This is a genomic window from Roseomonas genomospecies 6 (assembly GCF_008365375.1).
Lineage (GTDB): Bacteria > Pseudomonadota > Alphaproteobacteria > Azospirillales > Azospirillaceae > Azospirillum.
Map to the genome: position 1 here is coordinate 325,738 of NZ_QOKW01000003.1, position 13,096 is coordinate 338,833.

The following is a 13,096-nucleotide window of genomic DNA, read 5'->3' on the forward strand; positions in this document are numbered from 1 at the left end:
ACTGAGAAAATGGCTGAGGAAAAAAAGGGCTTTAGTCACGACACGATCGAGCGGAACACGCTTCTGCTCATCGTCCTGATCCTGATCACCGTGTCGATCGGCGGCCTCGTCCAGATCGTCCCGCTGTTCACGATCGAGTCGACGATCGAGAAGGTGGACGGGGTCCGTCCCTATTCGCCGCTCGAACTGGCTGGCCAGAACATCTACTACCGCGAAGGCTGCTACAACTGCCACAGCCAGCAGATCCGTCCGTTCCGCGACGAGGTGGAACGTTACGGTCACTACTCGCTGGCCGCGGAGAGCATGTACGACCATCCCTTCCAGTGGGGTTCCAAGCGCACCGGTCCGGATCTGGCCCGCGTGGGTGGCAAGTACTCCAACGACTGGCAGGTCGCCCACCTGGTCGAGCCGCGCGCCGTGGTGCCGGAATCGATCATGCCGGGCTACGCCTGGATGAAGGATCGTCCGCTGAAGTACACCGACATCCAGGATCACATGAAGACCCTGCGCATCGTCGGCGTCCCCTACACGGACGAGCAGATCGCCAACGCCAAGGCTGACCTCGAAGCGCAGAAGAACCCGGACGCCGACACGGCCGCTCTGCTGAAGCGCTATCCGAAGGCCGTCGTGGCGAACTTCACTGGCAACAAGGGCGTCACCGAAATGGACGCGCTGGTGGCCTACCTGCAGGTCCTGGGCACCATGGTGGACTTCACCAAGTACCAGTCGCCCAAGCAGCTCCAGCAGTAACCGGGAGGGGTCCATGGATTTGGATTCGATCACTGTCGCCCTGCGGTCCTTCTGGACCGTCTGGCTGGCCCTGCTCTTCACCGGCATCGTGGTTTACGCCATGTGGCCAGGCAACCGGGGCAAGTTCGAAGACGCCTCCCGGATCCCGCTCAAGGAAGATGGTCAGGAGTTTTAGGCCATGGCACAAAAGGAAAAGGACGCCCTTTCCGGCGTCGAAACCACCGGCCACGAGTGGGACGGCCTGCGGGAGCTGAACAACCCCCTTCCCAAGTGGTGGCTGTACATCTTCTACGCCTCCATCGCGTGGGCGCTCGTCTACTACGTGCTCTACCCGGCCTGGCCGCTGGGCAAGAGCTACACGAAGGGGCTGCTCGGCTACTCGCAGCGCGAGGAAGTCGTTCAGAAGATCGCCGAAGGCAAGAAGGCTCAGGAAAAGTACCTGACGGCCATCGCGGCGACCTCGGTCGAGGACATCCAGAAGAACAAGGACCTCCTTGCCTTCGCGATGGCCGGCGGCCGGTCCTACTTCAACGAGAACTGCGCGGCCTGCCACGGCGCCGGCGGTCAGGGCGCCAAGGGCTTCCCGACGCTCGCCGACGACGTGTGGCTGTGGGGCGGCACCACCGCCGACATCTACAAGACCATCCAGCACGGCATCCGTGCGGATGACGCCGACACCCGCGGGACCGTCGGCATCGGCATGACCGCCTTCGGCAAGGACGGCATCCTGAACCGCGAGCAGATCGCTCAGGTCGCGGAGTACGTCCTGTCGCTGAACAAGCGTTCGACCGACGCCGCCGCCGCGGCGAAGGGCAAGACCGTCTACGACGAGAACTGCGCCGCCTGTCACGGCGACAATGCACAGGGCTCGGTCGCGGCCGGTCTGGACGTCGGCGCTCCGCCGCTCGTCACGGCCAACTGGCTGTATGGCGGCGACAAGGCGTCGCTGGTGGAGACCATCACGAACGGCCGCGCCGGCGTGATGCCCGCCTGGTCGAAGCGTCTGGACGACGCGACGGTCAAGTCGCTGGCCGTCTACGTCCACAACCTGGGCGGCGGCAAGTAAGCCGCCCCAGCCGGGGGACACCCTCCGGCGGGTTTGATCGGACTTCGGTGCCGGGGAGGCGACTCCCCGGCACTTTTCTTTTGCCGGAACGAGGGGCCGAGCGCGGGTCGGTGGGCAGCGGGACCCCGCAAAAATCCTTTGATCCATCGCAATGCCCCTGTGACCTTCTGCCGCCATAGTCCCCTCGCCACGGCCGAACCATGTCGGCATGGCCAAGCCGCCCCAGGGCGGACGCCAGAAGAAAAAGGCGAGGTCATGAGCACGACCACCGAACAGAAGCCGCTCCAAACCGATGCGCCCCAGGGCGTCGTGCCCGGCGAGGCCCCTGCCGCGGCGCCGCCGAAGGCGCAGCGCCGCGCGTCGCGCTCCATGTACCAGAAGCACGCCAAGGTCTATCCGAAGGCGGTGCGGGGCACGTTCCGCCGCATCAAATGGGCGGCGCTGGCGGTTCTGCTGGCCATCTACTACGTGCTGCCCTGGGTCCGCTGGGACCGCGGGCCGGACGCGCCCGATCAGGCGGTGCTTCTCGACCTCGCCAACCGCCGCTTCTACCTCTTCTTCGTGGAGCTGTGGCCGCAGCAGATCTATTACCTGACCGGCGCGCTGATCCTGGCGGCGCTGGGCCTCTTCCTGGCGACCTCGCTGGCCGGGCGTGTCTGGTGCGGCTACGCCTGCCCGCAGACGGTGTGGACCGACCTCTATGTCTGGGTGGAACGGCTGGTGGAGGGCGACCGCGGCGAGCGCATCCGGCTGGACCAGGGCGGATGGTCCGCCCGGAAGATCGGGCGCAAGGCGCTGAAGAACCTGATCTGGCTGCTGATCGCCCTGGCGACCGGCGGCGCCTGGATCTTCTATTTCACCGACGCGCCGACCCTGATGGGCGAGATTCTGCGTTTCGAGGTGTCCTCGACCGTTCTCGGCTTCATCGGCCTGTTCACCGCCACCACCTACCTCCTGGCCGGCTTCGCGCGGGAGCAGGTCTGCACCTACATGTGCCCGTGGCCGCGCTTCCAGTCGGCGATGATCGACGAGGACAGCCTGGTCGTCACCTACCAGGACTGGCGCGGCGAGAGCCGCAGCCTGATGCGCAAGTCGCAGAGCTGGGAGGAGCGCAAGGCCGAAGGTCTGGGCGACTGCATCGACTGCTTCAACTGCGTCCATGTCTGCCCCGCCGGCATCGACATCCGCGACGGGCTCCAGATGCAGTGCATCGGCTGCGGCCTGTGCATCGACGCCTGCGACGAGATCATGACCAAGGTCGGACGCCCGACCGGCCTCATCGCGTTCGACACCCAGACCAACCAGGTGGCCGTCGCCACCGGCGGCCAACCGGTGCCCTACCGGCTGTGGCGCCCGCGCACGATCCTCTATTCGCTGATGATGCTGGTCATCGCCGGCGCGATCGGGATCGGGCTGATGCTGAAGCCGGGGCTGGACATCAGCGTGCTGCGCGACCGCGCCCCGCTGTACGTCGCCCTGTCCGACGGGTCGGTGCGCAACGCCTACACCTTCAAGATCTCCAACATGACCCGCGACCCGCGCTCCTACACGCTGGCGGTCGCGGGGCTGAACGAGGCCAGCCTGTCGGTCGCCGGGGAAGGCCAGGAAGAGCAGGCCGGCACCCAGCGCCTGACCGCCGGTCCGGACATGGTCGCGACCTACAGAATTTTCGTGACCGTGCCCCGCACCGGTTTGCAAGGCGCCTCCCAGCCCCTTACTTTCAGGCTAACCTCGGCGGATGGTGAGGCGGCGACCTACGACTCCGTCTTCATGGGGCCGGCGAACTGATCCCGACCGGCTGTTTGTGCCGCATTTACTGAAGGTCAAGACGACGATGACGCTGTCCACCGACGCCGGAAACCGCCGCAACCCGCCCCGCCGGACCGGCCGCCAGCCCGGCTGGTACATCCCCTGGATCTTCGTGGCGGGCTTCGCCGTCGTGATCGCGGTCAACGGCGTGATGCTGCACTTCGCCTTTTCGAGCTGGACCGGCGTCCAGACCGAGCAGCACTTCATGAAGGGCCTGAAGTACAACCAGGATCTGGCCGGCGCCCGCGCCCAGGCCGAGCGTGGCTGGAAGGTCGCCACCGAATTCACGGGCACCGAGCCGCAGAAGGGCATCCTCGCCCTGACGCTGCGCGACAAGCACGGCAACCTGCTGAAGGACGCCGAGGTGAAGGCCGCCTTCATCCGCCCGACCAGCGAGGGCCACGACGTGCGCCTTGACCTGCCCTATCTGGGTGAGGGCCGCTTCGCCGCCCCGGTCTCCCTGCCGCTGGCCGGCCAGTGGGACCTGCGCGTGGAAATCCACCACGCCACCGGCGACTATCAGGACGAGCAGCGCATCTTCGTGAAGTGATCGTCTGGACAAACGAGCATACGGGTTCCGTGACATGACCGTCTGCCTCCACTGCGGGCAGGAGCATCCCGAGGGCACCGGCACCACCGCCTCCGACGGCGCCGGCCCCTTCTGCTGCACCGGCTGTGCGGCGGCCTACGACCTCGTCCGCGGGCTCGGGCTGGAACGCTATTACGAGCGGCGCTGCGTCGATCCCGCCGCCCGGCCCCTGCGTCCGGACGGGGAGGCGCCGCCGCTCGACTACGCCCCCCACGCCAAGCAGGCCGGCGACGGCACCGCCTCGCTGCACCTGATGGTGGACGGGCTGCAATGCGCCGCCTGCGTCTGGCTGATCGAAACCGCTCTGGCCCGCCAGCCGGGGGTGACCCACGCGCGGCTGAACATGACCACGCGCCGCCTGTCGGTGACGTGGCGCGAGGCCGAGACCGACGCCAACACCGTCGTCGACACCATCGCCCGCATCGGCTACCGGGCCGTTCCCTTCGATCCGGAACGGCTGGGCGACGCTCAAGCGAAGACGGAGAAGGAGCTTCTGCGCTCGCTGGCCGTCGCCGGCTTCGGCGCCAGCAACGTGATGCTTCTGTCGGTGTCGGTCTGGGCCGGCCACGCCACGGGCATGGGCAGCGCCACGCGCGACCTGATGCACTGGCTGTCGGCGCTGATCTGCATGCCGGCGATCGCCTACGCCGTGCGCCCCTTCGCGCGGTCCGCCCTCCAGGCGCTGCGGCGCGGGCGGACGAACATGGACGTGCCGATCACCATCGGCGTCCTGCTCGCCACCGGCATGAGCCTGTTCGAGACGATCAACAGCGGCCACCACGCCTATTTCGACGGCGCGATGATGCTGCTGTTCTTCCTGCTGATCGGGCGCTACCTGGACCAGCGGGCGCGGGGCCGGGCGCGGTCGGCGGCGGAACAGCTTCTCGGCCTGCACGCCACCTCCGTGACGGTTCTGAGCGAGGACGGGCGCAGCGCCATCGTTCCGCCGGATCAGGTCAGCCCCGGCTCCACCGTCCTGGTGGCGGTGGGCGAGCGGGTCGCGGTGGACGGCACGGTGGCCGACGGCGTCTCCGACCTCGACACCGGGCTGATCACCGGCGAGACGGTGCCGGGCAGCGTGCGCCCCGGCGACCGCGTGTTCGCCGGCATGCTGAACCTGACCGCCCCCCTGCGCGTGACCGTCACGGCGGTGGGGGAGGGCACCCTGCTGGCCGAGATCGTCCGGCTGATGGAGGTGGCCGAGCAGGGCCGCGCCAAATACGTCGCCATCGCCGACCGCGTGTCGCGCCATTACGCCCCGGTCGTCCATGTGACGGCGCTGGGCACCTTCCTGGGCTGGCTGCTGCTGGGCGGCCTTCCCTGGCAGGACGCGCTGATGAACGCGGTCGCCGTCCTCATCATCACCTGCCCCTGCGCGCTGGCGCTCGCCGTGCCGGTGGTGCAGGTGATCGCCAGCGGGCGGCTGATGCGGCAGGGCATCCTGCTGAAGACCGCCACGGCGCTGGAGCGTCTGGCCGTCATCGACACGGTGGTCTTCGACAAGACCGGCACCCTGACCGAGGGGCGACCCGTTCCGCAGCTCGACGGGGTGGCCGAGGACGACCTGCGCCTCGCCGCCTCGCTCGCCGGGGCCAGCCGCCACCCGCTTGCGCGCGCCTTGAGCCGTGCGCTGCCCAACGTCCCCGTCGCCGCGGGCGTGCGGGAGATTCCCGGCGCCGGCCTCGCCCTGGATGGCCCGGATGGGGAAATCCGGCTGGGCAGCCGCGCCTTCACCGGTGCGCCGGACGCGGCGGAGGACGCCGCCGGACCGGAGCTGTGGCTGGCCCGCCCCGGCGCCGCCCCGGTCCGCATCACCTTCCTCGACGCGCCGCGCGCCGACGCGGCGGCGGTGGTACGCGCCCTGAAGGCGCGGGGCCTGGACGTGCGGCTGCTGTCCGGCGACCGCCGCGGCGCCGTGGCCGCCGTCGCCGCCCAACTGGGCATCGAGGACTGGCGCGCCGGCCAGACGCCCGCCGACAAGACCGCCGTTCTGGACGCGCTGGCCGCCGAGGGGCGCAAGGTGCTGATGGTCGGCGACGGGCTGAACGACGCCCCGGCTCTGGCCGCGGCCAGCGTGTCGATGTCGCCGTCCACCGCTGTGGACGTCAGCCAGACCGCCGCCGACGTGGTGTTCCAGGGCCGCCGCCTGCGCCCCATCCTGGAGGCGTTCGAGGTGTCCCGCCGCTCCGGGCGGCTGGTTCGCCAGAATTTCGCCATCGCGCTGGTCTACAACCTGTTCGCGGTGCCCATCGCCATGGCGGGCATGCTGACGCCGCTTCTGGCCGCGCTGGCGATGTCCTCCTCCTCTCTGATCGTTATCGCCAACGCCCTGCGGCTCAGCCGCGGCGCGGTGACCAAGGACCTGACGGATGACCGAGCTTCTCTATCTGATCGCGATCGCGCTGAGCCTGGGGCTGATGGGCCTGGGGGCGTTCCTGTGGGCTCTCAAGTCCGGGCAGTTTGACGATCTGGACGGGGCGGCCCACCGCATCCTGTTCGACGACGAGCCGCCGCGCCCGGACGCCGACAAGAAATAAGCCCTCGCACCGGGGGCCTTATGGCAATTCGGTGACGGCCCGTGTGAGCACCGTTGCGAAGCGGACCGATTATGACGATTATGGGCGCGATGTACGGCTAAGGGTTGGGACATGCCATGCCACCCTTCGACATGGGACGCGCCCGCGAAAAGGGCGTGGCGAGTGAGATGAATCCCTGCGGGGCCTGTCCCGTGCGCAGCCTGACCGTCTGCGCCGCTCTGGACCCCGAGGAGCTGCGCCGTCTCGCCGACATCCTCCAGACCGCGCGCGTCGAAGCCGGCCAGACCCTGTTCAGCGAAGGCGACGCGGCGGACACGCTCTACAACGTCACCGCCGGCACGGTGAAGCTGTACAAGCTGCTGCCCGACGGGCGCCGCCAGATCACCGGCTTCCTCGTCACCGGCGACTTCCTGGGGCTGGCCGTCAACGAAAGCTACGCGTACACCGCGGAGACGGTGACCACGGCGACGCTCTGCCGCTTTCCGCGCAAGAAGATCGACGCGCTGATGGACGAGTTCCCGAAGATGCAGCGCCGTCTCTTCTCCATGGCCTCGAACGAGCTGGCGGCGGCGCAGGACCAGATGCTGCTGCTCGGCCGCAAGACGGCGAAGGAGAAGATCTGCTCCTTCCTGCTGATGCTGTCCCAGCGCGCCGCCCGGCGCGGCCACAAGGAAAACCCCGTCTACGTGCCGATGAGCCGGGCCGACATCGCCGATTACCTGGGCCTGACCACCGAGACGGTCAGCCGCACCTTCACGCAGTTGAAGACCGCCGGGGCCATCTCGCTGCAGGAAGGCAACAAGGTCCTCATCAGCGACATGGACGCCATCTACGACATGGCCGAGGGCTGCTGAGCCTCCTTACGGACACGAAATGATCGCTTCGATCATTTCGGTGGTCTGATATGTCGCGTTCCGTTCAGAATTCGCATCTTTCGTGCGATCCCGCTCTGGCGGGACGCGCCCGCGCGGGCTAACATCCCCCGCCCGAACGGCCGGCACCACGCACAAGAAACACGACCGGCCCAAAGAAGAACGGCTGCGACAGCCTACGCTCAGGAACCGAACCCCGATGACCGAACCCGATACGAAGCGCGTCACCGACGAAGAAGCCCTTCTGCTGCACTCCTCCGGGCGTCCGGGCAAGCTGGAGATTTCGCCCACCAAGCCGCTGACGACCCAGCGCGACCTGTCGCTGGCCTATTCGCCGGGCGTGGCCGTTCCCTGCCTGCGCATCGCGGAAGACCCCAGCACGGCCTACGACTACACGGCCAAGGGCAACATCGTCGCCGTCATCTCCAACGGCACGGCGGTGCTGGGGCTGGGCGACCTGGGCGCGCTCGCCTCCAAGCCGGTGATGGAGGGCAAGGCGGTCCTCTTCAAGCGCTTCGCCGACGTGGACGGCATCGACCTGGAGGTCGACACCAAGAACGTGGACGAGTTCGTCAACTGCGTCCGCTTCCTGGGGCCGAGCTTCGGCGGCATCAACCTGGAGGACATCAAGGCGCCGGACTGCTTCATCATCGAGGAGCGCCTGCGCGAGCTTCTGGACATCCCCGTCTTCCACGACGACCAGCACGGCACCGCCATCATCGCCGCCGCCGGCCTGATCAACGCCTGCGACATCACCGGGCGGAACATCAAGGACATCACGATGGTGGTGAACGGCGCCGGGGCCGCGGGCATCGCCTGCGCCGAGCTGTTCACGACCATGGGCGTGCCGCGCGAGAACATCATCCTGTGCGACACCAAGGGCGTCGTCTACCGGGGCCGCACCGACGGCATGAACCAGTGGAAGTCGTCCTTCGCGGTGGAAACGGACAAGCGCACGCTCCAGGAGGCGGTGGCCGGTTCCGACGTGTTCGTCGGCCTGTCGGCCAAGGGCGCGATGACCCCGGAGATGGTCAGGTCCATGGCGGCGAAGCCGATCATTTTCGCGCTGGCCAACCCCGATCCGGAAATCACGCCGGAGGAGGTGAAGGCCGTCCGCTCCGACGCCATCGTGGCGACGGGCCGCTCCGACTATCCCAACCAGGTCAACAACGTCCTGGGCTTCCCCTACCTGTTCCGCGGCGCGCTCGACGTGCGGGCCACCACCATCAACGAGGCGATGAAGGTCGCCGCGGCCAAGGCGCTGGCCGCCCTGGCGCGCGAGGATGTGCCGGACGAGGTGGACGCCGCCTATTCGGGCCGCCGCCTGCGCTACGGGCCGGAATACATCATCCCGGTGCCCTTCGACCCGCGCCTGATCGTGACGGTCCCCGCCGCGGTGGCCCAGGCCGCCATGGAAACCGGCGTGGCGCGCAAACCCATCGTCGATCTGGCGGGCTACCGGAATTCGTTGCGCACCCGTCTCGACCCCACGGCGGACAGCCTTCAGCTCATCCTTGAGAAGGTGAAGGCCAACCCGCGCCGCGTCGTCTTCGCCGAGGGCGAGGAGGAGCGGACGATCCGCGCCGCGCTCGCCTACCGCGCCGCCGGCTTCGGCACGCCGGTGCTGATCGGGCGCGAGGAGGTCATCAAGGAGCAGTTGGCGGCGATGGGCCAGTCCGGCGTCTCGCTGGAGATCCACAACGCCCGCATCTCCGACGCCAACCGCCGCTACAGCGACTATCTGTACCGCCGGATGCAGCGCCGGGGCGCCCTGCTGCGCGATTGCCAGCGCATGGTGAACCAGGACCGCAACGTCTTCGCCGCGCTGATGGTGGCGCAGGGCGACGCCCACGCCATGGTCACCGGCCTGACCCGCACCTTCGGCGTGGCCTTCGAGGAGATCCGCCGGGTCATCGACGCCAAGGCGAACGAGCCGGTCTTCGGCCTGCACGTCTTCCTGACGCGCAACCGCACGGTGCTGATCGCCGACACCACGGTGCATGTCCGCCCGAACGGCCAGACGCTGGCCGACATCGCCATAGGCGCCGCGGCCAAGGCGCGCCAGATGGGGCACGAGCCGCGGGTGGCGCTGCTGTCCTTCTCCAACTTCGGCCAGCACCCGCACCCGAACACCGACCCGCTGCGCGAGGCCATCGACATCCTCGACAAGCGCCGCGTCGATTTCGAGTATGACGGGGAGATGTCGGCGGACGTGGCCCTGGACTACCAGCTCATGAAGCGGGTCTATCCCTTCTGCCGGCTGTCGGGTCCGGCCAACGTGCTGATCATGCCGGGCCTGCATTCGGCCAACATCACGGCGAAGCTGCTGAACAAGATGGCCGGCGGCCAGATGATCGGCCCGCTGCTGATCGGCCTGGACAAGCCGGCGCAGATCGTCACCATGGGCGCCTCGGTCAACGATCTGGTCACCGCGGCGGCTCTGGCGGCCCACGACTCGCTGCCCTGGTAAGCGGGGGCGGCGTTTTTCGGAAGGCGCTCTTCGGAAGGCGCTCTTCGGAAGGCGCTCTTTGGACGGCGCGCGGTCCGGGCGATGACCCCGGCCCGCGCGTTAATCTTTTGTGACGCCCGCCCGCCGGCTTGTGGGATGGTGTAAAAGCGGAGTTCCGTCTCTAAAACCGTCCGCATGACGCACGAGAAGCGCCGTCCATGACTCCCAGGCCGATGCCGCCCCTCCGGTTGATCCTCGCCGCCGTGCTGGTGCTGGCGCCGCTGCTGCCGGCCCTGTGGTGGCTGTGGCGGCAGGGGACGGTCGGGCCTCTGGTGGCGGTTCTGGGCGGGCTGGCCGGGCTGGGCGGGGTGGCGCTGATGCTCCAGGGCTATGTCCGCGACCTGCGGACGGTGGCCGACCACGCCGCGCAGCTCGCCGCCGGCCCGACGGAGCCGGTCCCGTCCCTGCCCGTCACGGCCTCCGGCCCGGTGCGGGCGGCGGCGGCGGCGGCGGTGCGGCTGCGCCGGGTCATGGGCGCGCGCACCGAACTGGCTCTGGCCCAGCTCGAAGCCAACGAATCGATCATCGAGGCGCTGCACGACCCGCTGGTTCTGGTCGGGGCGGAGCGGCAGGTGGCGCGGGCCAACCAGGCGGCGCGCGCCCTGTTCGGCGACCGCATCCTGGACCGCGACCTCGCCGCCTCGCTGCGCAACCCGGCGGTGCTGGAGGCGGTGGACGCCGTGCTGAAGGGCGGCGCCTCGCGCATCCTGGAATTCAGCCTGCCGGTGCCGGTGGAGCGCATGTTCGAGGTGCGGGTGAAGCCCTTCCAGCGGCGCGCCCCCCGCCCGGTCCCCGACGAGGACGGGCTGCTTTCCCCCGCCGGGGCAGGGACGGGGGTGGGGCCGGGGCGGATGGTCATCCTGACGCTGCACGACATCACCGCGCTGCGCCGGTCGGAGCAGATGCGCGCCGACTTCATCGCCAACGCCAGCCACGAGCTGCGCACGCCGCTGTCCTCGCTGCTGGGATTCATCGAGACGCTGCGCGGCCCGGCCCGCGACGATCTGGAGGCGCACGAGCGCTTCCTGTCGATCATGCACGATCAGGCCAGCCGCATGGCCCGCCTCGTCAACGACCTGCTGTCGCTGTCGCGGATCGAACTGGACGAGCACATGCCCCCCGCCGGGCGGGTCGATGTGCTGGACCGGCTGGACGGGGTGATGGCCGCCCTGGAGCTGAAGGCCGCCAGCCGCCGCATCCGCCTGACGCTGGAGGCACCGGACGGCCTGCCGGCGGTGGTGGTCGGCGACGAGGACCAGCTCACCCAGGTCTTCCAGAACCTCGTCAGCAACGCGATCAAGTACACGCGCGAGAACACCGACGTGACCGTCGCCGTGTCGCTCGCCGACGGCATGGCCGTGGGGGTGTCCGGCCCGGCGGCCCGCGGCGGGCGGGGGATGCCGATGGTCGCCATCGCCGTGCGCGACCAGGGGGAGGGCATCGCCCGCACCCATCTGCCGCGCCTGACCGAGCGCTTCTACCGCGTGGACGCCGCGCGGTCGCGGGCCATGGGGGGCACCGGTCTGGGGCTGGCCATCGTGAAGCACATCGTGAACCGCCATCGCGGGCGCCTGACCATCGAAAGTGCGGTCGGGGTGGGCAGCACCTTCACGGTCTATCTGCCGGCGGCGTCGGAGGAGACGGGAGAGGGCCGGGCGGCGGCGGAACCGCTTCGCCGTCAGGCGTAGGCCGACCCTCCCCATACGGCGTGACCGAAAGTGGGCGCCGTCATGAAACTGTCATAAAACCGTAATCAGCGAGTCGCGGACCCCGACTAGTGTCCGCCCCGCAAGCCGCAAGCCCTCCGGGGCGGCGGCACGGGGTCGGCCCATCGCGTTCCCCGGTAAAGAGGCAACCGGTTCATCGGAGGGATCACCGTGAATTCCAAGAAGCTCGCCCTCACCGCCGCGGCGGTCGTCGCCATGGCCGGCGCTTTCGCGGGTGCCGCGAACGCCCAGTCGCGCGACCAGATCCGCGCCGTCGGCTCCTCGACCGTGTTCCCGTTCACCACGGCGGTTGCCGAAGCGTTCGGCAAGGGCGGCAAGTTCAAGACCCCGGTCGTCGAGTCGACGGGCACCGGCGGCGGCCTCAAGCTGTTCTGCGCGGGCGTCGGCCCGCAGCATCCGGACGTGGCGAACGCCTCGCGCCGCATCAAGAAGTCCGAGGTCGAGCAGTGCGCCGCCAACGGCGTCGCCCAGATCACCGAACTGAAGATCGGCTTCGACGGCATCGCGATCGCCTATTCCAAGCAGGCCCCGCACACCGACCTGACCACCCAGATCCTGTGGAAGGCCCTGGCCAAGGACGTGCCGGTGGACGGCAAGATGGTCGCCAACCCCTACAAGAAGTGGTCGGACATCGACCCGAAGCTCCCGAACAAGGAGATCGAGGTCCTCGGCCCGCCCCCGACGTCCGGCACTCGCGACAGCTTCAACGAGCTGGTGATGCTCGAAGGCTGCAAGAAGGTGGCCGAGGTGAAGGCCCTCGTCGCCGACGAGAAGGCCCGTGAAAGGGCCTGCATGACCATCCGCGAGGACGGCGGCTACGTCGAGGCCGGCGAGAACGACAACCTGATCGTCCAGAAGCTGACCGCCAACCCCGACGCCTTCGGCGTGTTCGGCTACAGCTTCTACGATCAGAACCGCGACAAGCTGCAGACCGCCAAGATGGACGGCGTCGAGCTGTCGCCGGAAGCGGTCCAGGCCGGCAAGTACGAGCTGTCGCGTCCGCTGTACGTCTACATCAAGAACGCCCACGCCGGCGTCATCCCCGGCATCCGCGAGCTGGTGGCCGAGTTCACCTCGGAGCGCGCGATGGGCGAGGACGGTTACCTGTCCGACAAGGGGCTGATCTCCCTGCCGAAGGCGGAGCGCGACGCCGCCCGCACCTCGGCGACCAACCTGACCCCGCTCCAGCTCTGACCGGCTGACGCGACCGGCGGCTCTCCTCGGAGGGCCGCCGCTT

11 protein-coding genes are annotated in these 13,096 nt (G+C 68.9%); all 11 read left to right on the forward strand.

The window, feature by feature from the left end; all coding sequences use genetic code 11:
* Positions 1 to 9 precede the first annotated feature (9 nt).
* The 11 genes from ccoO to DS843_RS06150 all read left to right on the forward strand — a co-directional run bounded on the left by ccoO (position 10) and on the right by DS843_RS06150 (position 13,053).
* Positions 10 to 750, forward strand: a complete 741-nt coding sequence (gene ccoO / locus DS843_RS06100) for a cytochrome-c oxidase, cbb3-type subunit II (RefSeq protein ID WP_149467989.1) — start codon at positions 10 to 12, stop codon at positions 748 to 750.
* 13 nt (positions 751 to 763) lie between these two features.
* A complete protein-coding gene (locus tag DS843_RS06105) occupies positions 764 to 925 on the forward strand; it encodes a cbb3-type cytochrome c oxidase subunit 3 (protein WP_014238792.1) in 162 nt (53 codons plus the stop codon).
* Positions 926 to 928: 3 nt separating this feature from the next.
* Positions 929 to 1,816 (forward strand): cytochrome-c oxidase, cbb3-type subunit III, encoded by an 888-nt coding sequence (gene ccoP, locus DS843_RS06110; RefSeq protein ID WP_149467990.1) that lies wholly within the window; start codon positions 929 to 931, stop codon positions 1,814 to 1,816.
* Between the two features lie 255 nt (positions 1,817 to 2,071).
* Positions 2,072 to 3,604, forward strand: a complete 1,533-nt coding sequence (gene ccoG / locus DS843_RS06115) for a cytochrome c oxidase accessory protein CcoG (RefSeq protein WP_286191961.1) — start codon at positions 2,072 to 2,074, stop codon at positions 3,602 to 3,604.
* 46 nt (positions 3,605 to 3,650) lie between these two features.
* Entirely contained in the window at positions 3,651 to 4,175 is a 525-nt protein-coding gene (locus DS843_RS06120) for a FixH family protein (protein ID WP_149467991.1), read from the forward strand.
* A 34-nt stretch (positions 4,176 to 4,209) separates the two neighbouring features.
* Positions 4,210 to 6,678 carry a heavy metal translocating P-type ATPase gene (locus DS843_RS06125; protein WP_149467992.1) on the forward strand — a complete coding sequence of 823 codons (2,469 nt, stop codon included), beginning with the start codon at positions 4,210 to 4,212 and terminating at the stop codon, positions 6,676 to 6,678.
* The gene (gene ccoS / locus DS843_RS31740; RefSeq protein WP_286191973.1) at positions 6,632 to 6,751 is read left to right on the forward strand and encodes a cbb3-type cytochrome oxidase assembly protein CcoS; all 120 of its coding nucleotides are present in this window, start codon (positions 6,632 to 6,634) and stop codon (positions 6,749 to 6,751) included. Before DS843_RS06125 ends, ccoS begins: the two co-directional genes overlap by 47 nt.
* Before the next feature lie 116 nt (positions 6,752 to 6,867).
* On the forward strand, positions 6,868 to 7,605 hold the full coding sequence (locus DS843_RS06135) for a Crp/Fnr family transcriptional regulator (protein ID WP_286191962.1): 738 nt from the start codon (positions 6,868 to 6,870) through the stop codon (positions 7,603 to 7,605).
* Positions 7,606 to 7,822: 217 nt separating this feature from the next.
* On the forward strand, positions 7,823 to 10,093 hold the full coding sequence (locus DS843_RS06140; RefSeq protein WP_149467994.1) for an NADP-dependent malic enzyme: 2,271 nt from the start codon (positions 7,823 to 7,825) through the stop codon (positions 10,091 to 10,093).
* A gap of 941 nt (positions 10,094 to 11,034) precedes the next feature.
* On the forward strand, positions 11,035 to 11,820 hold the full coding sequence (locus tag DS843_RS32145; RefSeq protein ID WP_475849055.1) for an ATP-binding protein: 786 nt from the start codon (positions 11,035 to 11,037) through the stop codon (positions 11,818 to 11,820).
* A 189-nt stretch (positions 11,821 to 12,009) separates the two neighbouring features.
* Positions 12,010 to 13,053: a PstS family phosphate ABC transporter substrate-binding protein gene (locus DS843_RS06150; RefSeq protein WP_149467996.1), complete on the forward strand. Its 1,044-nt coding sequence runs from the start codon at positions 12,010 to 12,012 to the stop codon at positions 13,051 to 13,053.
* Positions 13,054 to 13,096 lie beyond the last annotated feature (43 nt).